Origin of the sequence: Mycobacterium sp. SMC-18, from assembly GCF_045310895.1 — a bacterium.
Taxonomy (GTDB): Bacteria; Actinomycetota; Actinomycetes; order Mycobacteriales; family Mycobacteriaceae; genus Mycobacterium.
On record NZ_JBJIAL010000011.1, the window covers coordinates 107,610 to 130,045 of the forward strand.

20 protein-coding genes and 1 pseudogene are annotated in these 22,436 nt (G+C 66.4%); 9 read left to right on the forward strand and 12 right to left on the reverse strand.

All coding sequences use genetic code 11. From position 1 onward, the window contains the following. Positions 1–22 precede the first annotated feature (22 nt). Positions 23–1,012, reverse strand: a complete 990-nt coding sequence (locus ACJH6J_RS12375) for an ABC transporter substrate-binding protein (RefSeq protein ID WP_212808011.1) — start codon at positions 1,010–1,012, stop codon at positions 23–25. Positions 1,013–1,489: 477 nt separating this feature from the next. Here ACJH6J_RS12375 and ACJH6J_RS12380 point away from each other — a divergent pair, with 477 nt between their 5' ends. Then, the gene (locus ACJH6J_RS12380) at positions 1,490–2,161 is read left to right on the forward strand and encodes a hypothetical protein (RefSeq protein WP_133425863.1); all 672 of its coding nucleotides are present in this window, start codon (positions 1,490–1,492) and stop codon (positions 2,159–2,161) included. 163 nt (positions 2,162–2,324) lie between these two features. After that, complete coding sequence (locus ACJH6J_RS12385; RefSeq protein WP_212808012.1) at positions 2,325–2,741, forward strand: DUF732 domain-containing protein; 417 nt, start codon at positions 2,325–2,327, stop codon at positions 2,739–2,741. A 13-nt stretch (positions 2,742–2,754) separates the two neighbouring features. On the opposite strand, the gene ACJH6J_RS12390 is transcribed toward ACJH6J_RS12385, so the two are convergent. Continuing rightward, positions 2,755–3,813, reverse strand: coding sequence for a patatin-like phospholipase family protein (locus ACJH6J_RS12390; RefSeq protein WP_406801662.1), 1,059 nt, complete (start codon positions 3,811–3,813; stop codon positions 2,755–2,757). A gap of 307 nt (positions 3,814–4,120) precedes the next feature. On the opposite strand from ACJH6J_RS12390, the pseudogene ACJH6J_RS12395 reads away from it, so the two are divergent. Both ACJH6J_RS12395 and ACJH6J_RS12400 read left to right on the forward strand, forming a co-directional pair. Then, positions 4,121–4,876 (forward strand): annotated as a pseudogene (locus ACJH6J_RS12395) (L,D-transpeptidase); the annotation flags it as partial. Between the two features lie 161 nt (positions 4,877–5,037). Beyond that, positions 5,038–5,259 carry a hypothetical protein gene (locus tag ACJH6J_RS12400; protein ID WP_131810278.1) on the forward strand — a complete coding sequence of 74 codons (222 nt, stop codon included), beginning with the start codon at positions 5,038–5,040 and terminating at the stop codon, positions 5,257–5,259. 376 nt (positions 5,260–5,635) lie between these two features. Here ACJH6J_RS12400 and ACJH6J_RS12405 read toward each other — a convergent pair whose 3' ends face one another. Then, the gene (locus ACJH6J_RS12405; RefSeq protein WP_133425867.1) at positions 5,636–8,530 is read right to left on the reverse strand and encodes an RND family transporter; all 2,895 of its coding nucleotides are present in this window, start codon (positions 8,528–8,530) and stop codon (positions 5,636–5,638) included. Continuing rightward, on the reverse strand, positions 8,527–8,958 hold the full coding sequence (locus ACJH6J_RS12410; protein WP_133425868.1) for an MmpS family transport accessory protein: 432 nt from the start codon (positions 8,956–8,958) through the stop codon (positions 8,527–8,529). The genes ACJH6J_RS12405 and ACJH6J_RS12410 overlap by 4 nt, the downstream gene beginning before the upstream one ends. A 304-nt stretch (positions 8,959–9,262) precedes the next feature. On the opposite strand from ACJH6J_RS12410, the gene ACJH6J_RS12415 reads away from it, so the two are divergent. Beyond that, positions 9,263–9,844, forward strand: a complete 582-nt coding sequence (locus tag ACJH6J_RS12415) for a TetR/AcrR family transcriptional regulator (RefSeq protein ID WP_166427985.1) — start codon at positions 9,263–9,265, stop codon at positions 9,842–9,844. Here ACJH6J_RS12415 and ACJH6J_RS12420 read toward each other — a convergent pair. Both ACJH6J_RS12420 and ACJH6J_RS12425 read right to left on the reverse strand, forming a co-directional pair. Further along, a complete protein-coding gene (locus tag ACJH6J_RS12420; protein WP_133425869.1) occupies positions 9,831–10,250 on the reverse strand; it encodes a nitroreductase family deazaflavin-dependent oxidoreductase in 420 nt (139 codons plus the stop codon). The genes ACJH6J_RS12415 and ACJH6J_RS12420 overlap by 14 nt on opposite strands. 141 nt (positions 10,251–10,391) lie before the next feature. Further along, positions 10,392–11,564, reverse strand: a complete 1,173-nt coding sequence (locus ACJH6J_RS12425; RefSeq protein WP_212808014.1) for a hypothetical protein — start codon at positions 11,562–11,564, stop codon at positions 10,392–10,394. A gap of 427 nt (positions 11,565–11,991) precedes the next feature. On the opposite strand from ACJH6J_RS12425, the gene ACJH6J_RS12430 reads away from it, so the two are divergent. Continuing rightward, positions 11,992–12,849, forward strand: a complete 858-nt coding sequence (locus ACJH6J_RS12430) for a DUF732 domain-containing protein (protein ID WP_212808015.1) — start codon at positions 11,992–11,994, stop codon at positions 12,847–12,849. 78 nt (positions 12,850–12,927) lie between these two features. Here the strand turns inward: ACJH6J_RS12430 and ACJH6J_RS12435 are convergent, their stop codons facing one another. Beyond that, a complete protein-coding gene (locus ACJH6J_RS12435; RefSeq protein WP_406804005.1) occupies positions 12,928–14,196 on the reverse strand; it encodes a hypothetical protein in 1,269 nt (422 codons plus the stop codon). Positions 14,197–14,459: 263 nt separating this feature from the next. Here ACJH6J_RS12435 and ACJH6J_RS12440 point away from each other — a divergent pair, with 263 nt between their 5' ends. Then, entirely contained in the window at positions 14,460–15,014 is a 555-nt protein-coding gene (locus ACJH6J_RS12440) for a hypothetical protein (protein WP_406804006.1), read from the forward strand. Positions 15,015–15,035: 21 nt separating this feature from the next. On the opposite strand, the gene ACJH6J_RS12445 is transcribed toward ACJH6J_RS12440, so the two are convergent. Continuing rightward, positions 15,036–15,437 carry a MerR family transcriptional regulator gene (locus tag ACJH6J_RS12445; RefSeq protein WP_293012282.1) on the reverse strand — a complete coding sequence of 134 codons (402 nt, stop codon included), beginning with the start codon at positions 15,435–15,437 and terminating at the stop codon, positions 15,036–15,038. A 55-nt stretch (positions 15,438–15,492) separates the two neighbouring features. Between ACJH6J_RS12445 and ACJH6J_RS12450 the strand changes: the two genes are divergently transcribed. After that, on the forward strand, positions 15,493–15,951 hold the full coding sequence (locus ACJH6J_RS12450; RefSeq protein ID WP_293012279.1) for a PPOX class F420-dependent oxidoreductase: 459 nt from the start codon (positions 15,493–15,495) through the stop codon (positions 15,949–15,951). Between the two features lie 173 nt (positions 15,952–16,124). On the opposite strand, the gene ACJH6J_RS12455 is transcribed toward ACJH6J_RS12450, so the two are convergent. Both ACJH6J_RS12455 and ligD read right to left on the reverse strand, forming a co-directional pair. After that, the gene (locus tag ACJH6J_RS12455; protein ID WP_073694664.1) at positions 16,125–16,595 is read right to left on the reverse strand and encodes an STAS domain-containing protein; all 471 of its coding nucleotides are present in this window, start codon (positions 16,593–16,595) and stop codon (positions 16,125–16,127) included. Positions 16,596–16,760: 165 nt separating this feature from the next. Continuing rightward, positions 16,761–17,999 (reverse strand): non-homologous end-joining DNA ligase, encoded by a 1,239-nt coding sequence (ligD, locus tag ACJH6J_RS12460; RefSeq protein WP_406804007.1) that lies wholly within the window; start codon positions 17,997–17,999, stop codon positions 16,761–16,763. Positions 18,000–18,076: 77 nt separating this feature from the next. On the opposite strand from ligD, the gene fadD2 reads away from it, so the two are divergent. After that, complete coding sequence (gene fadD2, locus ACJH6J_RS12465; RefSeq protein WP_406804008.1) at positions 18,077–19,777, forward strand: long-chain-fatty-acid--CoA ligase FadD2; 1,701 nt, start codon at positions 18,077–18,079, stop codon at positions 19,775–19,777. Positions 19,778–19,781: 4 nt separating this feature from the next. Here fadD2 and ACJH6J_RS12470 read toward each other — a convergent pair whose 3' ends face one another. Beyond that, positions 19,782–20,075 carry a hypothetical protein gene (locus tag ACJH6J_RS12470; RefSeq protein ID WP_406804009.1) on the reverse strand — a complete coding sequence of 98 codons (294 nt, stop codon included), beginning with the start codon at positions 20,073–20,075 and terminating at the stop codon, positions 19,782–19,784. A gap of 126 nt (positions 20,076–20,201) precedes the next feature. After that, positions 20,202–22,382 (reverse strand): acyl-CoA dehydrogenase, encoded by a 2,181-nt coding sequence (locus ACJH6J_RS12475; RefSeq protein ID WP_406804010.1) that lies wholly within the window; start codon positions 22,380–22,382, stop codon positions 20,202–20,204. Between the last annotated feature and the right edge of the window lie 54 nt (positions 22,383–22,436).

Below are 22,436 nucleotides of genomic sequence, written 5' to 3' on the forward strand. Positions count from 1 at the left end.
AGGCAGAGCTGCGAGTGCAACCTCAGGCCAGCGCGGCGGTCAGCAGGGGTGGCAGCTGATCGGCCACGGCGGGGTAGGACAGCACCGAGGCGAATGTGATGGCCGCGGACAAATCCTTGTTGGGGAAGACGATCCGGTTGGACTTGGCCTGGCTCAGTTGTGCGATGGTCGGGTCGGCCAGCACCGCGGGCCGCTGTTCGTCGGCGTCGAGCGTCCAGATCAGCACGTCGGCGTCGCGGAACGCCGTGGCGATCTGGTCGCGGGGCACGAAGGCGTGTTGCCCCTTGGTGAACGAGTCGAGTCCGCCCGGCAGGGCGATGCCCATCTCGGTGAGGAAGTCGGTGCGCCAGCCCGCCGGTGTGATCTCGACGCCGTCCGCAGTCGGAAGACCGTTGACGATCAACATCTTTCGGCCACCGAGCCGCGGGTTGGCCTGCCCTGCGCCGGCGAACTTCGCATCGACGCCGTCGATGAGTCGCTTCATGTCGTCGGCCTTGAAGACGGCCTGCCCGATGACGGTGGCCTGTTCTTTCCAGGGCTCGAAGAAGGCGTCCTGGCCGGACTGGGCGATCGTCGGGGCGACCGCCGAGAGCTTCTTGTAGGTGTCGGCGTCCAGTCCCGCGTTGGTGGCGATGATGAGGTCGGGCTTCAGCGCGGAGATCTTGTCCACCTGGATGCCGTCGTTGAGGTTCAGGACGACCGGCTGGGCCGGGCCGAGCGCGGGCTGCGCCCACGGCCACACGGCGAATGGCTGATTCCCGAACCACTCGGTCACCGCGATCGGGACGACGCCGACGGCCAGCAGGTCGTCCTGCCCGGTGAGGCCCGCGCACACGACACTCTTCGGCGGCGCCGGAATGCGGGTGGATCCGAACGCGTGATTGATCGTCACCGACCCGTCGCCGGCGACGGTGCCCGAGGCCGGCGGCTTGGAGCATGCGGCGACCATCGCGGCACCGGCCGCACCGACGGCCAGTGCCAGGAAATTACGGCGCGAGCGGTTCGGGTACACGTCGTGAGTCTTGCATCTGCCTCGCGGAATGGCTCTGCTAACACGCGAACGCACCCGGGGCGGCTGGTGTGTGACGCGCCAGGATGCCGTTACCGACCGAATTCCCGGGATGGTTTGCCGACAACGTAAATATCGATGGCGGGGAAGCTGCGTGCCGATGGGGAAGGGTAAACATACCCTAGGTATGTACCTTATTGGACTATTAGCTGGGCGCGCGTGTGCCGTGGCCCGCCAAACTTTCGGTGGCCAGGTGCTTTCGCGGGCGGGTATCCCAAAAATGGCAGTTAAATGCCGATATGTAACACACGTTTCCCCTGGGGCAGGTGGTCCAGTCGTTACCCGTGGTTTGGCGCATTGGGTTAGCGAGAACCGCGCAATGTCAGTCGTTTGACGTATCGTCGGGCCGCCTGTGGCCATGCTCTAATGGGAACGGACGTCGTTCTTCGGCGGACAAGAGGAATTTGCTGGGAGGCTGCTATGACGATCGATTCGAGCGGGCTGCGCGGCTCGCGGCGACATAGTCGGGCCGAGGTGCGTCAGGGGCTCGGTTCGAAGCGACCGGAGCGCGTCGTCACCCGGCATCTCCCCGAATTGCTCATCGGAATGCGGTGGTTGTTCGACACGGCCCAACCGGACGGCGCGATGGTGAGCGCGGGCGGTCAGATCGTGCGTTCCGGCCGGCGGACGTTGCGGTTCCGGCCGGTCGACTGGCAGGGCCACGCCGTGATCGAGATCGTCGGCCCGGCCGCCGCCGGCGACCCCTCGCCGCGCGCCGAGTTGGAGGCGTACGTCCAGGCTCTCGACGACATGGGTGAAGACGTGGTGGCCAGCTGGATCGGGCGCCGCGGCCAGGTGCGCAGCATCGCTTTGGCCCGCCCCGTGCATCCGACGCTTCGTGCCGCGGTCGACCGTTATGTGGCCGGCTGCGCCGAGCATCCCGGTCAGCAGTGCGCGTGTGGCCGCAGGGCCCGTGACTGCAGCGTGTCGCTGCGCGCGGTGGAGCGGGCGGTGGGCCGTCATCAGGTGGAGTTCGACGCCCTCGCCGGGCCGTGGCCCGATGCGCTGGACCCGTCGGGAGAGCTCGGTCTGGTCGCCGCCGGAATGGTGCCGCAGGTCGCCGAACAAAAAGTGGCCGGAAGCGCCGTCTGACCGTTTCGCCGGTATTACGGCCATAGGTCGTTAAAGCTTCATTTCCCGTTCGGTTATCGCAATGCCCGAACAATCTTTATTATTCCGTTACGGACACTGCGGGGGCGGTGCCCGGCATTAATTGACGGAAGCGTCTTATATGGCGGCGGGAGGTGTCGTTGCGATGACTGCGCGCGTGATCACCGGTCAGTTGTTGGCGGCTCTGGCGGTGGCTGCGTCAGGCCTTTCTGCCCCCGCATCGGCTGACGTCGGAACGGGCCAGATGGCGGCCTGCGCCGAACGCGGCAACCCGCTCGACTGCGTGCCGACGAATGCCGCCGCCAACGCAGCGGAGCTCGCCTATCTCACCGAGCTGCACGGCCGCATGCAGAGCAGCGATGCCGATCTGCTCAAAACCGGGCGCCTGACCTGCAATATGTTCGTGTACGCCGGTCAGCCGACCGGCGACGCCGTCAACGACATCTCCAAGTCCCTGAAGGTGAACAAGGCCTCCGCGACTTTCGTGATGGATATGGCGATGGTGCATCTGTGCCCCGGTTTGAACATCGGCGCCGACGGAGTGCCGCGCCCTCGCTATTGAGATGGCAGTGAATTCACGCCGAACCGGCGCGAAATCGATGTAGGTAAGCGGGCCAGTCCCAGGTATTCAGGAATTCGTTTGCGGCGGAGTAGCCGTTGTCATATAGCCGCTTCCGGTCGGCCTGGGAAATGTCGAAATTCAGGTATCCGATGCCGGCGGCGTCGACCACTATCGTGCGCGCCGCGACGGATGGCTGCCGGAGATAAGTCTGGTCGTGACCGAGCAATGCGGTGTTGATGAGGTTCTCCAGGAGATGCGGGGCTCCGGGCAGATCGATCACCGGTGCCAGACCCGGGCTCGGGTCGCCGTCACCCTGGGCCGGTCGCTGTGCCGTCACAGTGATGCCGAAGCTGGGCCAGCGCGGGACCTTGCCGTCGGTGCGATCCAGCGAGTACATCGGGAAGTTCGACAGCAGCCCGCCGTCGATCAGCGTCGAGGTCGTCCCCGCGGCGCTCGTGATCGTCACCGGCCGGAAGAAGAACGGGATGGCCATGGACGCGCTGACAGCGTCCGCGACGGACTGTTCGTCGGGGTCGAGGCCGTACATCCGGCGGTAGTCCCACGGTAGCCGGACCAGCGTGCCGCGGGTGATGTCGGCGACCGTGACGACCAGGCGGTAGCGCTGCTCCGGCGGCAGCTCGCGGTCGTCGAGCGCCAGATCGCCGAAGGTCCGTACGCCCAGATTGCGCAGCTCGCCGTCGACCCAGTCGTGAATGGCGTCGCCGCGGTACATCCCCTGGCCACGGAAAGCCGTCCAGTACTTGCCGAGCACCGGGATTCGGCTGGTGCCAACGGGATCCAGAAATTTGCGATAGGGCAGGGACATCGCCAGTTCCCGGAGTTGGGCACCGGTGAGTTGGCACCCGGCCGGCTGACGACGGTTCGCGGCGGCGATGACGGCGCCCACGAGGGAGCCGGCCGACGTCCCGGACACCCGGCCGACGCGGTAGCCCGCGTCGCCCAGAGCGACGACGGCCCCGACCAAACCGATTGCCTTGACGCCGCCACCCGACAGCACCAGATCGGCGGTCTTGACCGGGACCGCAGGGGAGTCGTCGGGCCTGTGCGCCATCGGTGACGATGCTAGGTGAACGCCCGCGGTTAGCCTTGGACGGCAACGGATTGTGACGGCGGAGCGGGCGCTCGTGGCGGTGTGGCGGGCGTTACTCGGCCACTCAGCCGATTCTTAGGCGCAGACTAAGCCGCCCTCAGTACCCGTCCCTAATGTTGCTGGCACAACGAGGGATTCACCGGAGAGGGGGTGGCGAATGGAGCATCGGTACTGTGACCGCATGTTGGCGGCACGCGCGTTTGTATTGGCAATGTCCACGATTCTTCTCGTCCCCACCGCGGTGGCATCCGCAGACGACGATGCGCCCCCGCCCGGGCCACCGCCGGTCTCGTTCACGATGACCTCCGGGGCACCGATTCGGGACGGCGCCACCTACGGCGTCGGCACGGTGATCGTCGCGCACTTCGCCGCTCCGGTCGATGAGGCCGCCGCCGCGCGGGATCTGGTGGTGACCGCGAACCCGCCGGTTGCCGGGTCGTGGCACTGGGTGAACAACACCACCGCGCACTGGCGCCCGCCGCAGTACTGGGCGCCGGGCACCGTGGTGTCGGTGGCCGGGGGCCCGACGTTCAACATCGGCGCGTCCCACGTGTCGATCGCCGATGACAAGACCAAGAAGGTCACCGTCTACGACGGCGGCGCACTGGTGAAGACCATGCCGACCTCGATGGGGCGCGGCGGCACCGAAACCGTCAACGGCAAGACGCTGAGTTTCTGGACCCAGCCGGGGGTTTACACCGTGCTCGACAAGAGCAATCCGGTGGTCATGGATTCGTCGACGTACGGCCTGCCGATCAACAACCACCTCGGGTACAAGGAGACCATCCCGTACGCCGTGCGCGTCAGCACCGATGGTGTGTACCTGCATCAGCTCGACGCGACGGTGTGGGCTCAGGGCAACACCAACACCAGTCACGGTTGTCTGAACCTGAACCACGACAACGCGCAGTGGTTCTACAACTTCTCCGTACCCGGCGACGTGGTCGAGGTGCGGAACACCGGCGGCAAGCCTTTGGAGCTGTGGCAGAACGGCGACTGGAGTGTGCCGTGGGACCAGTGGTGATAACGATGCGATCAAAGTTGAATCTCGGTCGCGTCGTTGTGACGCACGCCACAACGCATTAGGTACACTGGTCAGTGTCACGGCAAAAGGCCTAGTCACGACCGGTACTTAGCCGATAAAATTAGATAGCTGGAAATATCAGTTTGAGGTCAGGAGTGGTCGTGGGAGCAGTAGCGCATTTGCCGAACCAGTTCGAGTCGGCACAGCCGGCGGCGGACGCATCGTTGATGGATCTGCTGTCGACGTGTTCGGGCATCATCGAGTCGACCTTCGCCGACCGCATCCGCGAACTCGGTGGCACGGAAGCCGAAATCCACCAGCTGTCGGGTTCGGCGGCCTACGCGGTGTTCGCGTGGTCCACGGGCCGCGGCTTCGGCGCCTGATTCCGTAGCCCGGCAGCGCCGCGGTGCTGCCAGGGCCCGGCCGGCCCGCCATTCCAACCCCTACTCACGCTTGTGCCCGTCTCCGAGCGACAACCTCGTCGCGCGGAGGCGGGCATTTTGCGTGCCAGGGGTACGTGCGCTGCTCCCGTACCGGCCGGCTTCGCGAATGTGTGCGTGAGTTCAATCGTGACGGCGATCTGACGCCGCGATCGAACCCAGGGACCGTCGGCGGCCGGAGAATGTCCCTGGCTGCAGTCGGGATGGCCGTCGGTGCCTCGTGACTGAAACGACGTATCTCGCAATTGGGGAGTTCTCTACAGAACAAAAACGCCGCGCTGAGAGGCGATCTCAGCGCGGCGCTTTTCGGTACGACGGGTCAGACGGTCGCGTCGACCTTCTCGGCGGGGGTCGGCCACGGCACCGGCTTCGGCCGCTGACGCACGATCTGCGGCCACCAGAACCACTTGCCCATGAGGGCGGCGATCGACGGCATCATGAACGACCGGACGACCAGGGTGTCGAACAGCAGGCCCAGGCCGATCGTGGTGCCCACCTGGCCGATGATGCGCAGCTCGCTGATGATCATCGACGACATGGTGAAGGCGAAGACCAGGCCGGCGTTGGTGACCACGGAGCCGGTGCTGCCCATCGCGCGGATGATGCCGGTGTTGAGGCCGGCCTGAATCTCTTCCTTGAAGCGGGCGACCAGCAGCAGGTTGTAGTCCGCGCCGACGGCCAACAGGATGATCACCGACATCGGGATCACCATCCAGTGCAGCGGTAGCCCGATGAGGTACTGCCAGATGAGGATCGACATACCCAGCGACGCGCCGAGCGAGATCGCCACCGTCGCCACGATCACCGCCGCCGCCACCACCGCCCGGGTGATGAGCAGCATGATGACGAAAATCAGTGCGAGAGCGGAGATTCCGGCGATCATCAGGTCGTAGTCGGAACCCTCGGCCATGTCACGGAAGGTCGCCGCGCTGCCGGCCAGGTAGATCTTCGAGCCCTCGAGCGGGGTGCCCTTGATCGCTTCCTTGGCGGCCAGCTTGATGGCGTCGATGTGCGAGATGCCTTCGGGCGTAAGCGGATTGCCCTCGTGCTGCACGATGAACCGCACCGACTTGCCGTCCGGCGAGATGAAGTTCTTCATGCCGCGCTTGAAGTCGGCGCTGTCGAAGGCCTCCGGCGGCAGGTAGAACGAGTCGTCGTTCTTCGACTTGTCGAAGGCCTCACCCATGGCGCTGGAGTTCTTCTGGCCCTCGGCCTGCTGATCCAGCTGCCCCTTCTGGGTGGCGTACATCATCTGCATGTACTTCTTCATGTTCTTCATGGTCTCGATCTGCGGAGGCATGACCGTGACCATCTGCTTCGTCAGCGCGGACATCTTGTCCATGTCCGGGATGACGGACTGGAAGTCATCCGTCATGGTGTCGATGCCGTCGAGGGTGTCGAACACCGACCGCATGGACCAGCAGACCGGGATGTCGTAGCAGTGCGGTTCCCAGTACAGGTAGTTGCGGATCGGCCGGAAGAAGTCGTCGAAATCGGAGATGTGGTTGCGCAGATCCTCGATGTCGTACAACATGCCGTGCATCTTGCCGACCATGCTGTCCATGACGGTCGACATCTGGACCGTGATGCCCTGCATCTTGGTCATGGTGTCGATGCTCACCTGGATGTCACCGATCTGCTTCTGCATATCGTTCATCATGTCCTGCTGGTACTTCTGGTTCATGACCTGCGTGGTGCTCTGCATGCCCAACTGGAACGGGATGGTCGAGTGCTCGATCGGCGTGCCCTCGGGCCGCGTGATGGCCTGCACCTGAGCGATACCGGGAACGGCCACAATGGCTTTCGCGATCTTGTTGATCACGAGGAAGTCCGCCGGGTTGCGCAGGTCGTGGTCGGTCTGGACCAGCAGTAGGTCGGGATTCATGCGGGCCGGGGAGAAGTGCCGGGTGGCGGCCGCATAACCCTCGTTGGACGTGAGGTCCGCGGGCATGTACTGGCGGTCGTCGTAGCTCGTCTTGTAGCCGGGGATCGCCACCAGGCCGACCAGCGCCACCGCGATGGTGGCGACGAGGATCGGGCCCGGCCAGCGGGTGATCGCCGCACCGATCTTGCGCCAGCCCCGCACCCGCATCGCGCGCTTGGGTTCGAGCGTCTTGCCCCACTTGGTGACCACGGTGATGAGCGCCGGGCCGAGGGACAGCGCGGCGAACACCACGGTGACCATGCCGATGGCCAGGGGGATGCCCAGTGTCTGGAAGTACGGCAGTCGAGTGAAGTGCAGGCAGTACGTCGCGCCGGCGATCGTCAGACCCGAACCGAGAATGACGTGCGCGGTGCCGTGATACATGTCGTAGTAGGCGTCCTCTTTGGACATGCCCGCGGTGCGCGCTTCCTGATACCGGCCGATCAGGAAGATGGCGTAGTCGGTCGCCGCCGCGATGGCCAGCATCGGCAGCAGGTTGGTGGCGAACGTCGAGAGGCCGATGATCTTGTAGTAGCCGAGCACGGCCACCAGGCCGCGCGCCGCGCCCACCAGCACCATGACGATGAACAGCTCGATCAGCACTGTGATGATCGAGCGGTACACCAGCAGCAGCATGATGATGATGACCGCGAACGAGACGGCCTCCATGATCTTCAAACTGCGGTCGCCGGCGACGTTCATGTCGGATGCCTGGGCGGCCGCGCCGGTGACGTAGCTCTTGACGCCCGGCGGCGCGGGGACGCTCTTGAGGATCTTGTCGACGGTCTCGACGGACTCGTTGGCGAGCGATTCGCCCTGGTTACCGCGCAGGTAGACCTGCACGTAGGCGGACTTGCCGTCGGCGCTCTGCGAGCCCGACGCGGTCAGCGGGTCGCTCCAGAAATCCTGGACGTGCTCGACGTGCGCGGTGTCGGCCTGGAGCTTGGCGACGATCTGGTCGTAGTACGCGTGGGCGGCGGCGTCCAGCGGCTGCTCGCCCTCGAGCACCACCATGGCCGAGCTGTCGGAGTCGAATTCCTTGAAGTCGGAACCGATCTGCTTCATGGCGATCATCGACGGCGCGTCGTGCGGCGACATGGAGACCGAGCGCATCTTGCCGACCTCGTCGAGCGGCGGGACGATCGTGCTCAGCACCACGACGATGCCGATCCAGGCCAGGATGACCGGGACGGCAAGCGTGCGGATGACCCGCGGGATCAGCGGCCGGTGCGGTGCCTGCCCGGCCTTGGGAAACGAGTCGGTCGGGGTATCGAGGCTGTGGTTGCTCATGCGGATTTCACCAGGCAGAAGGTCTGGGCGTGCACGCCCGTGGAGGTGCGGGTGTCTTTGAGTTCGTCGTCGACGTGGACGGTGCAGGTGATGGAGTCACCGTCGCCCTGGGCGACGATGTTCGGCGACGCTGCCGGTGCGGTGGTGGACAGGGTGAGCTTCCAGGGCAGCGGCGCGTGGTCGATGCGCTGGGGCTTGGCGTCCAGGTCGAGGTAGTTGATGTCGGCGTAGCTGCCGGTGCCGGTGATCTCGTAGGTGACGACCTTGGGCTTGAACGGTTTGGCATCGTCGGCGAAGTTGCGCGGGGTGACGATGACGGGGTTCTGGCCGAAGTAGGTGCGCACGCGCTGCACGGTGAAGCCGGCGACGAGGGCCACGGCGAGGATGAGCAACGGGATCCACGCCTTCTTGAGCGCATTGCCGATCACGCTGCGATCTCCTTGGTCACGCTGACCTCCCCGTCCTTGTTGCTCGACATGCCTTGGCGGACCGTGTGAGCTGGAGCGTTGCGCACCGCTTGTGCGGCACCTCCAGCTGTGTCACATTTCAATCTGCCGATCGGCAGACTCAGCGTATCCACCACGGTAAACTTAGACAAGTTAAGCGAATCAATTGATGCAGGTCGGTGCCCACATCGGGGTTTCCCGTGTGACGCAGGTGACGTCGCCGCAACAGCGGTGACCGCCGCTACACGACGACCGGTTCGGGTCGGCGTTGAACAGGGAGCGAGGATTGGCCAAATCGGTGGGGCCACGCGGATCGGCGCGGGCACGGGTGATCGAAGCCGCCCTGGCGTTGTTTGCGGACCACGGCGTGAACGGCACATCGCTGCAGATGATCGCCGATCACCTCGGGGTCAGCAAGGCTTCCGTGTACTACCAGTTCCACTCGAAGGACGACATCGTGCTCGCCGTGATCCGTCCGGTGTTCGCCGAACTTGATCAGCTGGCCACGGCGATCGAGGCCGCGGAGAGCGCGGCGGCGCGCCAGGAGGCCGCGATCACGGGTTTCGTCGAGCTCGCGGTCCGGCACCGGCGCGTGACGGCAGTCTTCTATCGCGACCCGGCCATCGACACCCTGGTCAAAACCCACGAGGAGTGCAGTGCCATCAACCAGCGCCTGCGCAAGGTGCTGGGCATGGACAGTGCGGATACCGAGACCCGGGTGACCATGTCGCTGGTCACCTCGGGCGTCTACGGCAGCGCGATGGATCCCGACTTGCAGGACATCCCCGACGACGAACTCCACCGCATCTTGTTGCAGTCCGCGCGGCGGCTGCTTGCGGTGGAGGAGCGGGACGCTATTCGGCGATGAAGACCGGGATCAGCCGGTCGGTCTTGGTCTGGTACTCGGCGTAGGGCGGGTAGGCCTCGACGGCCCGGTCCCACCATTCCTGGCGTTCCTCACCCTCGAGCTCACGTGTCGTCAGCTCGTAGACCTTGTCGCCGTCCTGCGCGGTGATCTGCGGGTGGGCCTTGACGTTGTGGTACCACGACGGGTGCTCGGGGGCGCCGCCCTTGGATGCCACGAGGGCGTAGCGGCCGTTGTGCTCGACGCGCATCAACGGCACGAGACGCTTCTTGCCGGACTTGGCTCCGGTGGTGGTGAACAGGACCACCGGCCGATCGAGGATCTGCACACCATCGGTGGTGCCCTGCGCGAGAATCTGTTCGGTCTGCTTGCGCACCCAGTCGGTGGGGCTCAGTTCATGTTCGGTCACGTCGATTCCCAACGGATTGAGGAAGCCGGGTTATTCCGGTCACGACCGATTCTTCCCGGTCGGCGGGCATCGGGGGAGTCCTCGGCGGAAATCCCGTGGGCGCCCGCGAAAGTCGCCGCGTCCGGAGACCTGGGCCAGGACCTAGTTGACGAATCGCTGGGCGCGAGCGGGTGCCGACGAGGTGGCGCGCGCCTGCCGGTAGCCGACCAACCCTCCGGCGGCGGTGAGCGTGATGATGCCGGCGAACCCCGGGACGGCGACCGCCGCCACCTCACTGAGGCCGGCGGCCCGCAGGTAGTCCGGATAACCCGGCCGGAAGTCCTTCGACGCGACGAGGTGCGACTCGGCGGCGAAGACGCTCCGGGGCTGGACCGGCGGGACCGGCTTGTCGGTGGTGCCCGGAGCGCCCGGCGAGATGTCGCGTGGCAACGAATCAGTGCTTGCGGCAAAGGTTTTCGGCAGCTGGGACGAGCTCTGCGGGAAGGACCGGCTGTCCGGTGGCAACTGGATGGCGGGCATGCCCGGCGTGTATTGCAGGAACGGCAGGTTGGACGCGGCCGTCGCCAACTCGCGGACGGTGGTCTCGATGGGGTTGATCAGGGCGTCGGCGAAGACGGGTAGTGCCGCGAGACCCGGAATCGGGACCGCGTCGACGACCGTCGGGATGGTGGTCTTGACGAGGTCGAGTGCGGTCAACGGAACCTGGGCCGCGGCCAGCGGCAGCTGCGCCAGCGGGGGCTTGGACTCGGTCGCGGGGCCGGTGTCCTGGCTGTTCTTCGTCGGTTCCGGAGTCAGAGCCGCCGACGGCTGCGGTGCCCCGGTGTTTGCCGGCGCCGGCGCGGAGAACGTCGACGAGCCGCCGGGGGTGAGCAGCGGAGCGTTCTGACCGGGCTTGGGCTTGACGCCCGGCACGAGGCCCGTCAGCGGTGCACCGCCGATGACGCTGGTCGGGTGCTGGATGATGCGGGTGAACTGGCCGACCATGCCGCCCAAGGTGGTTTGCAGGTTCGGTGACGAGCTGCCGCCGGTCGTGGAGCCGGTGGTGGTCGACGATCCCGTGGTCGTGGAGCCGGTAGTGGTGCTGCCACCGGTCGTCGACGAGGTGTCCGAGCCGGTGGTGGTGCCGCCGGTGGTCGTGCCCGTCGTGGTGCCTGTGGTGCCCGTGGTGCCGCCGGTGGTCGAGCCGCCCGAGGTCCCTGTGCTGGAGCTGCCGCTGTCGGTGTCGGCCAATGCCACGACGGCTGCGGGGCCCAGCGCCAGCAAACCCGCTGTTACGAGGCTGGAGGCGGCGAGCAGCCGCGCGTGGGGCATCACGCGGAGATCACCTCCCCTTTTCTGACCAAAGTGCAGTATGTCACACGCGTCTGACCATTACCTATGAACAAAGTAAGGCCTACTCCGGCGTCAATTGATGCGGGGTTTTCTCGACGTCCGACGGCGGGTCGAGTTGGTGATGACAGGGCTCGAAACGGCCGATCTTCGGCCAGGTATTGACGCCACATTCAATTTGTGTCAAAAGGTGCAAATGGGGCGAATGTGACTACTGGTGTTATTGAGTTGAAGCTCCCGTAAGAAAAGGAGACAGAATTTCAGCCCGGTCTCAGAGATCAAGGTAGCGAAACGCATAGGGTTCGAACGGTTATCGGTCCGTGTTGTTTTTGTGACTTTTGTAGCCCACCGTTACCGAAGTGAAACCAGTGCCCAGTGTGGCGCCGAGCACTCAGGAACAGGGAGCGTGCTGATGACCGCAACTACTGAAGTGACGTACCGCAGACGACCGGTGGCCGCCCGCCCGGGCCGGCCGAAGACCGGAAGGACCCAGGTCGGCTCGGTGGATGTCATCGCGACGTCCGCCGCGGTGCTGCGACCTGTCGTGGTGGCCGGCGCCATCGTGGCCGCCGCCCTCATGTGGGGACCGCGCGCGCAGGCCGACGTCGTCCATGACGCGCTCAATGATGTCGGCATCGGCAACAACGGACCCGTCAGCAACGCGATCGCCGAGGTGGGTGCCTCGATCTGCCCGCTGCTGGTGCAGCCGGGTAGTCAGATGGCCAGCACGGCAACCCAGATGAGCGGCAACGGCGGCATCGCCCCGCCGCTGGCCGGGTTCGCCACGCAGGTCGCGATCCAGACTCAGTGCCCCGCATTCATGACGGCGCTCGCCAACGGCAACATCCCGGCCCTGATGAACGGCGGCCTGCCGGTGACGCCGCCGGGGCTGCCCTCTGTGCCGTCGGTCGGCCTGCCGAACCTGTCGGGCGCGACGGCTGCGGTTCCGGGCACGCTGGGCGCGGCGACGACCCCGGTGTCGAGCGTCGTGGGCGCGGCGACGGCCCCGCTGCCGGGCACCTTGGGGGCCGCGACGGCACCACTGCCGGGCACGCTGGGCGCTGTTACGGCACCCCTGCCGGGCACGCTGGGGGCCGCGACGGCTCCGGTCTCCGGTGCGCTCGGTGCGGCGACCGCCCCGGTGGCTTCGGCGCCGGGCCTCACCGCCCCGGCGGTAACGGTGCCCACACCGGGTCTGCTGGCTCCCGCGACGCAGGCGCCGCTGCAGCTGGCGTCCTCGCCGGTCGTTCCGGCGATACCCGGCTACTGATTCTGATCCCGCCTACGGGAACGCATTGAGGGCTGTGGCTTCGAAAAGCCACAGCCCTCAATGTTGTTGCGCTAGTTGTCAGCTGTCGTGGCTGCTGCTGCTGCTCGACGCGTGCGACGCGCTGCCGCCCTCGGGGGCGCGGTGCTTGCCGCCGGTCGAACCCGCGGGAACGGAGACCGAACCGCTCGCGCCCTCGGGAGCGCTGTGCTTGCCGCCCTTCGCGGACTTGTCGGTCTTCTTGGACTTGCCCGAGGTGGCCTTCGCGGACTTGTCGTCGGTCGACTTGTCGGCGCCCTTGGTCTCGGTGTCCTTGGCGCCCGAGTCCTTGGCATCGGTGGTCTTGGTCTCGGTGCCCTTGGTGTCGGTCGACTTGGTGTCGGCGCCCTTGGTCTCGGCCTTCTCGTCGGTCTTGCCGGCGGTCTTGCTGGTGTCCTTGGCGTCCGTCTGGCTGTCCGTGGGGGCGCCGGCGGTTTCCGTCGTCTTACCGGTGTCGGTGCCCGTGGGCGTCGTGCCCGGTGTGCCGGATTCGGGCGACGTCGCACCGGTGGCCTTCGGCGTCTCCGCCTCGGCGGCGGCGGGCTTGGCCGTCAGCGACAGCGTCTGGGTGGTCGGCAGCGTCGTGGTCGAGGCCAGCGTCTTCAGCGACGTGGTGGCGGCCAACGGCGTTGCGGCCAACGGGAATCCGGACAGGATGGCGCCCGGCAGGGCCTGCAGTCCGGCGATGAGGGCACCCGGCAGGGCGCTGATTCCCTTGATGATGGTGGCCGGCAGCGTGCTGAGGTTCTGCAACGCGGCGATCGCGGTGTTGATCGCGGTGGTGATGAGCACCGGGATCTTCGCGGTCGTGCCGTTGAAGAAGGTGGCGTTGATCGCGTTGATGCCCTTGATGATGGCGTTCGGCGCCGCGATCAGGGTGTTGACGATCGGCAGGAGCGTCTGGTTGTAGATCGCCTTGTTGATGGTGTTCAGGCCGGTGATGATCGCGTTCGGGCCCTGGATCAACTGCGCGACGAACGGCCCGACGGTCTGGTTGTAGATCGCGGCGTTGAGCGTGTTGATGGCCTTGATGAACTCATTCGGGCCGGCGATGAGGTTGTTCAGGAACGTCTGGTATGCCGTGAACGGCAGCGAGATCAGCTGGAGCAGATCGGCCGGGAAGGCGGTCAGGTAGTACTTCTCCGCGTAGGTGGACACGTGGGACACGGTGGCCACAGCGGAATGTGCCGCCTGCAGGGAGTGCGGCGCGGGCAACGGTGCCGCGGCTCCTACCGAGGCGACGACGCACACCGAGCACATTCCGGCAACGAGAGACGAAGGCAGTGCGTTGTGCCGAACAGCGATTTGCATGATGGACCCCGGATTCAGTGAGGCAGAGCGGAATTTGGCGGTCTGAAAGTAGCGGAAAGACGGAGGTGCCTCTAGCTGAGCAAAAACCCCCATCAGCCGCCTGACCAGGCAATACGTGCACTATTTCCCTGCCCGGGTAAATAAATCAAGCTGAAGTTTTCCAAGAATTCATCCAGGCCTGGCCGCTGTGACGGCCACATCATTTGCCGGCGGTGCGGTGTGGGCGCTCGCCGAACCGGTCACGGTGTGATGTGGTGGTGACGATGTCCGACTTCAGATTCCGTGCCGGGGGGCTGGCTGCCGCGACGCTGACTGGTGCGGTGTTGGCGCTGGCCGGAAGCCCGTTGGTGGTGGCCGAGCCCGCGACGGACGCCCAGGGGTTCCTCGACTCGACGGCGCGCTGCCCGACGGGCGATACCGCGGTCGCGTTCGGCAGTACCGCATCGTCACGGGTCGCCGTCTGCAGGAGCGCCGGCGGAGAGTACCAATATCGCGGCGTCCGGATCAGCGACGGTGCGAAGCTCATCGCCGCGGCCACCGCGGACGGCCAGGGCGGCTACACCGCGACGAGTGACGGCATCACCTATGCCGTCAGCGCGAAATCGCTTGACATCAGCGCGGGTTCGCAGCCCATCCGGTCCGAGCCCATGACTTTCTACCGCAGCGGCGGGCCATTGACCGGCACCGCGGCCGCCACGCCTGCGCCGGTGGGTACGCCGACCACACCGGTCACCGGAGCTCCCGCGCCCGTACCGACGACGCCGCTGCCGCCGCCCCTGCCGGCGGAAGTCGGCGGGGCCCGGCCGAGCGGGCACTAGACAGGACGCCATAGGCCGCGGTCAGGCCTTCTGGCTGTCCCCGGGCTTGACGGGATGGATGCCGCAGCTGCAGGCGTCGATCGACGGGCAGGTGCACTGGATACCCCATTCGACGATCGCGCGAGCCAGGTGCAGCTCGGCGATCTTGGCGTCGATCTCGGCGATCTTGGTCTCGGCCAGCGCGCGACTGGCGGGGCGGCCGGGGGCGTCGTCGGCGAACAACAGCTGGATCTCGTCGAGAGAGAACCCGGCGGTCTTGCACACCCGGATGACGTTGAGGCGATCGATGACGGTGTCGTCGTAGCGGCGCTGGCCCCCGACTCGTGCCGGTGCCGGGATGAGGCCGATCTGTTCGTAGTACCGCAGCGTCGTCGCGGCGACGTCGGTGCGCGCCGACACTTCGCCGATGGTGAACGTGGCCATGACACTCCTGATTCGGCCTTGACTTGAAGCCAACTCTAAGTCGTTGACTGTGCGCATGGCTACCAACACACAGCATTCGGGCATCGACGAACTGAACGGCACCCGCTACGCGCTGCTCCGGAGTTACAAGAAGGACGGTGCGCCGGTCGACACCCCGATGTGGTTCGCGGTCGAGGGGAACTCGATTGTGTTCCGCACCAAGCGTGGACCGAAAACCGCACGCCTACGGGCACATCCGCGAGTGGAGCTGACCGCGTGCGATTACCGAGGCCAAAAGCTGAGCGGCGCAACAGTATTCACGGGCACGGCGACGATCCTGAACGAGCCGGAAGCGGCTGACGCGAATCGGGTGTTGCACCGCCGCTACGGCTGGCAGTGGAATCTGGTGCCGCTCATCCCGATTCCGGGCGTGACGCAGGTGCACGCGGGTCTGCCGCTGCGAGAGAAATGGCGGCGGGCGCGGAATCGGAACGTCTGGGACGACAGCGTGATCGTGCGCGTCGACTTCAGCTGAGCGGCCACGGCGAGGTCGTCAGACAAAAGCACGGTGCCGACACCAGATTGGTGTCGGCACCGTGTTGGAGGTTGTGGACGGTCAGAAAGCCGGCGTCGCGAGATGCGTCTTACGACGGTGGTGGAGCAGGGCACTCAGCCAGCGGAGATCGATCAACATGTTCAGTTCCTGTCTTACGCGGACTTCTTGGTGAGGAACGGCAGCAACCGACGGCGCTCGTACATGCTGTCCGAGAAGTGGTGCAGCGCTTCGGAGACGGAGGTTGCGGTCGGGAAGGCGGACTCTGCGCCGCACGCCAGCAGTGCGGTCGAAACCGGCTGGGATGCGATGAGAGACCACTCGTTACCTGCTGCGATGCAGCTGTCGTTGACCTTGTCGAGCAGTTCGACGCAGGACACTGCGAACGAGGTGACCCCGCTCAGGTCCAGGATGAACGGCTTCTCGGGAAGGACGCAGCGCCGTGCCTGCGCTGCAACCAGGTCCACATCGGTTTCGTCGATGACTCCGGTGACGGTGAGTACCGTCGCCAGTTGGCGGCACTGGGCGCGCACCTCGGCGTCGCCGCAGGCGACCGCCGGATTGCCATAGCGGAAAGCGGCAGACGTTGTTGCGTCGCCGGTGGCCTTGCCTGTCACTACAGCCATGTGATGCCTCCCTTCGATGTTGCCGGACGCCCGACAGCTGTGTCGTTTCTCCGGCTCGAGATCGAAGTTATGTGGCCAAGTTAAGGTACCGGGGAGTAAGTCCTAAATCATCGCTAAGAAGTGTGATTGCTCCAGCTAGCAAACATGGTCTCAGCGGGGTAACGGTCACGGACGGCGCATCTGATGGCCGTGGTACCCGACCCACGGCGAATAGTCGGCGATGAGCGGCTCCTGCGGCGGCCGCAATTCCTCCGGCACGTGCTGCAAATTGATCCTGATGCGGTACCAGATCGAGCTGGGGCCGCGCATGCCGTCGACCAGAACATCTATGGCTTCCAGGGCAGATGCCGCTTCCGGATGCTTCGCCCGCCATGCGTCGAGCGCGGCCATCGCCTCGTCGCGCGTCTTTGTCCGGGCCACCTCGATGAGCGGCATCTGCGATGCCCGGCGTCCGTCGGCCGACGTGCTGCCCCCGGATTTCTCGGTTTTGGGCATCGGACCCAGTTCTTCGGCCAGCGCCAGCAACCCCTCCAGGCCGCCGGCAGCGTCGTCCATCCCGGCCCAGGGGTCACCGAATTGCGCGTACCGGCCGGGCACCGTCGCCACGGTGAACTCCTCGGGACGGCAGCCCGGAACCTCGTCCCAGAACAGCGGTGTCGAGACGCGGGCGTCGGGCCGCGACCGCACCGAGTAGGCCGACGCCACCGTCCGGTCCTTGGCGTTCTGGTTGAAGTCGACGAACACGCCCTGGCGTTCCTCTTTCCACCAGCGACTGGTCGCCAGGTCGGGCACCCGTCGCTCCACCTCACGGGCCACGGTCTGGGCCGCCAACCGCACCTGCTTGTACGGCCAGTTCCGCTCGATCCGGGCGTAGATGTGGAAGCCCCGCGAGCCGGACGTCTTGGGCCAGGCCGTCAGCCCGTAGTCGGTGAGCACGTCGCGGACGACGGCTGCGACGTCGAGGATCTGCGGCCACTCGACACCCGGCATGGGGTCGAGGTCCACGCGCAGCTCGTCGGGGTGTTCCAGGTCGTCGGCCCGGACCGGATGCGGATTGAAGTCGATGCAGCCCAGGCTCACCGCCCACACCAGCCCGGCGGCCTCGTCGATGACGGCCTCCTTGGCGGAGGTGCCGGAGGCGTATTTCAGTTCGGCGACGTCGATCCAGTCGGGCCGCTTCTCCGGTGCGCGCTTCTGAAAGATCGCTTCCTGGGCAATGCCTTTCACGAACCGCTTCAGGATCATGGGCCGCCGCGCGACGCCGCGCAGCGCACCGTCGGCGACGGCGAGGTAGTAGTTGACCAGGTCGAGCTTGGTCACTCCCGGTTCCGGAAAGATCACCTTGTCCGGGTTGCTCACGACAACCACGCGCCCGCCCACTTCGAGGGACCGCGAGTCACCCATGAAGTCATCGTAATTGGCCCGAGAATTGGGGCCGGAGTTCTGGCCGCGTTACCCGCGGTGTCACCTATGGTTGGCTCATGGCGAAGCTGACTGACCTCCCGTCGCAGGTGGCAAACAAGGTTCAGGAAACTTTGGAGAAGTCGGTCGGCAAATACGTCGACCGCGGCGCCGCCGAACTGCACTACGCCCGGAAGATGTTCGAAGCGGGTGCGCTCAAACTCGAATCGCCACAGCACATCGCCGCGATGCTCGCCGACATCGTCCGCTGGGGTGAGATCGGCATGGTCCCGGCGCTCAACGCGCGTCGCACCCCGCACCGCACCGCCGTCATCGACGACGACGGCGACATCACCTTCCAGGAGTTCGACGACGCCGTGAACGCGACGGCCAACGCGTTGCGCGCCAAGGGTGTTCAGGCCGGCGAAGGTGTGGCCATCCTGGCCCGCAACCATCGGTGGTTCCTGATCTCGGTGTACGGCGCGGCGCGGGTCGGCGCGCGAATCATCCTGATGAACACCGAATTCTCGGGTCCGCAGATCAAGGAGGTCTCCGAACGCGAGGGCGCGCAGCTCATCATCTACGACGACGAGTACGCCGACGCCGTCGCGCTGTCCGAGCCGCCGCTGGGCAAGCTGCGGGCCCTGGGACACAACCCCGACAAGGCGGAACCGTCGGGCAGCCTCGATGAATCCCTGGCCGACGTCATCGCCCGGACCAGCAGCCTCGCGCCGCCGAAGGTCGCGAAGCCCGCGTCCATCATCATCCTGACCAGCGGCACCACGGGAACGCCCAAGGGCGCCAACCGAAGTGCCCCGCCGTCGCTGGCCCCGGTGGGTGGCGTGCTGTCGTCGGTGCCGTTCAAATCGGGTGAGGTCACCAGCCTGCCCGCGCCGATGTTCCACGCGCTGGGCTACCTGCATTCGACCATCGCCATGCTGCTGGGCAGCACGTTGGTGTTGCGGCGCCGGTTCAAGCCGGCGACCGTACTCGCCGACATCGAGCGGCACCGGGTCACCGCCATGGTGGTGGTGCCGGTGATGCTGTCGCGCATCCTCGACGAACTGGACAAGACGTCACCGAAGCCGAATCTGTCGAGTCTGCGCATCGTGTTCGTGTCGGGGTCGCAGCTGGGATCCGAACTGGCGACGCGCGCGCTCAAAGATCTGGGCCCGGTGATCTACAACCTCTACGGGTCAACCGAGATCTCGTTCGCCACCATCGCGCGTCCGCAGGACCTGTCGATCAACCCGGCGACGGTCGGCCCGGTGGTCAAGGGTGTTCGCGTGAAGATCTTCGACGACAACGGCAAGGAAGTGCCGCAGGGCAGCGTCGGGCGCATCTTCGTCGGCACCACATTCCCGTTCGAGGGGTACACCGGCGGCGGTGGCAAGGAGATCATCGACGGGATGCTGTCGTCGGGCGACGTCGGCTACTTCGACGAGCGCGGACTCCTGTACGTCAGCGGCCGTGACGACGAGATGATCGTCTCCGGCGGCGAGAACGTGTTCCCCGCCGAGGTCGAGGACCTGATCAGCGGACACCCCGACGTGGTGGAGGCGACCGCGATCGGCGTCGACGACAAGGACTTCGGCGCGCGGCTGCGGGCCTTCGTCGTCAAGGTCGACGGGGCGACGGTCACCGAGGACGACATCAAGGCTTACGTGCGAGATCACCTGGCGCGCTACAAGGTTCCGCGCGAGGTCGTCTTCCTCGACGAGTTGCCGCGTAACCCCACGGGCAAGATCCTCAAGCGCGCGCTGCGCGACATGGACCTCTAGTCACCTAGTTGTTGACGTACCAGGACAGACACGCCGGCCTGCCGCGGCACGCGATGATGGCGCCCGCGTCGGGAGCGGCGCCGCGCACCTTCGGAATGTTCCGGTCGGGCAGGTTGCAGTTCACGACGTAGGGGTTCCACGGAACGACGCCGTTGACGCACGGATCGCCGGTCGCCTGCAGCGTCGTGGCCGGGCTGCGCAGGGCCGTCGGCAGGACCGTGAACGCGATCGCGACGGCCCCGATCAACACCAGTCGCAGCGCGCGCGACGCTCGTGTCGCCAGTACTCGTGTGGTCATGATCATCACCACCAAAAATGTTTCCGTCTACGTCAACGGTACACCTGGGTGGATGCCCGCAGACAGTAGGGAAAACCCCCATTTCTGCACTGAAATGGGGGTTTTCCGACCGTCGGCGAGTGCCGGCTACGGGTCGCGGGGCAGGCCCAGCAGCCGCTCGGCGATGATGTTCAGCTGCACCTCGGAGGTGCCGCCGTAGATGGTCGTCGCGCGGCCGGCCAGCAGGTATTCGTCCCACCGGCCGGAGGGCTGCTGCGGGTCACCGACGACGGCGTCGCTGCCGAATGACGCGACCCCGAATTCGGCGTAACCCTGGCCGGTCTTCATGGACAGCAGCTTGGAGATCGCGGCGGCCGGCATCGGATCGCCACCGGCGAGGGTCAGCAGCGTCGAGCGCATGTTGAGCAGCTTGGCGGCGTGCCCCTCGGCGATCAGCTTGCCCGCTTCGTGGCGCTGCAGTTCGTCGAATTCGCCGTCCCGCAGGAACTCCACGAACTGGTCCAGGCTGGCCAGGAACGGCGGCTCGCTGCTGCCGATCGACACCCGCTCGTTGGTCAGGGTGTTGCGGCTGACCTCCCAGCCGCGGTTCACCTCGCCGAGCACCATGTCGTCGGGGACGAAGACGTCGTCGATGAACACGGTGTTGAACATCGCGTTGCCGGTGAGCTCACGCAGCGGCTTGACCTCGACCCCGGGGCTCTTCATGTCGAGCAGGAAGTACGTGATGCCTTGATGTTTCGGCGCATTGGGGTCGGTGCGGGCCAGCAGCGCACCCCACGCGGAGAACTGCGCGCCGGTGGTCCAGATCTTCTGGCCGGTGATGCGCCAGCCGCCGTCGACCTTGACGGCCTTGGTGGTCAGGCTGGCGAGGTCGCTGCCGGCGCCCGGCTCGGAGAACAGCTGGCACCAGATCATGTCGCCGCGGAACGTCGGCGGCAGGAAGTCCTGCTGCTGCTTGCTGGTGCCGAACGCCACGATCGACGGGATGATCCATGCCGCGATGCCCATCTGCGGGCGCCGCACCTTCCCGGTGCTGAACTCCTGGGCGATGATGATCTGCTCGATCGGCGTCGCGGCCCGGCCCCACGGCGTCGGCAGGTGTGGCTGCACCCAGCCGCCCTCGGCGATCGCGGCGTTGCGCTCCGGTCCGCTCGGAAGTGCCTTCAGCGCAGCCACTTCCGCACGAATCTCGGCGCGCAGCTTCTCGGTGTCCGGGTCCAGGTCGATGTCGATGGACCGCATGCCGGAGGTGGTGGCCAGGTCCACGACCTGCCGCGGGTACTCGGCGGCGCGGCCGAACCCGGCGACCAGCGCGATGGCGTGCCGGTAGTACACGTTGGTGTCGTGTTCCCACGTGAAGCCGATGCCGCCGTGCACCTGGATGCAGTCCTGCGCACAGTGCTGAGCGGCGACGGGTGCCAACGTGGCGGCCACCGCGGCGGCGAACAGGTAGTCGGAGTCGGCGTCCCCCGACGCATGCTCGTCGAGCGCGCGGGCGGCATCCCAGACGGCGCCCGTGGCGCGCTCGGTCTCGGCAATCATGTTGGCGCACTTGTGCTTGATGGCCTGGAACTGTCCGATGGGCCGGCCGAACTGCTCCCGGATCTTGGCGTACCCGGCGGCGGTGTCGGTGGCCCACCGGGCGACACCGACGCATTCGGCCGACAGCAGCGTCGTGATCAGGGCCCGTGCGTGCGGGCTCGTCAGGCCGGTGAGGACGCGGTCGGCTGCGACCGGGACGGCGTCGGCGCGCACATGGGCGACGGGGTGCAGCGGGTCGACGCTCTGGACCGGGTCGATCTGCAGACCCGCGGTATCGAGCACGACCCACCGGTCTTCGGCGGGCACCACCAGGAAGGCGGCTTGCGCGGCGGCGGGGACGGCGCGGATTTCACCGCTGACGACGAGTCCGTCGCCCTGGGCGGTGGCGGTCAGTCCCGAGGTCAAGGCGTACGCGGCGATGGTCTCGCCGGAGGCCAGGCCGGGCAGCAGGGCCGATTTGGGGTCGTGTGCGGCGATCAGTGCGCTGGCGATGGCCGACGGGACGAACGGGCCGGGGACCGCGCCGTAGCCGAATTCGGCCAGGGTGATCGCGAGTTCGAGGATGCCGAAGCCCTGTCCGCCAACGGCTTCCGACAGGTGCAGGCCCTGCAGGCCCTGGTCGGCGGCGGCAGCCCAGTACGGCGGTGGGTTGCTGATCGGTGTCTCGAGGGCCTCGTGCAGCACCTCGGATGGCGCGACGCGCGCCACCAGGGACCGGACCGAATCGGCCAGATCGTTGTGCTCGGACGTGATCGCGATGGGCATCGTTGCCTCCTGTGACCGGCTGTGGGCTTGTGGCGCACCCAACCAAATAACTGG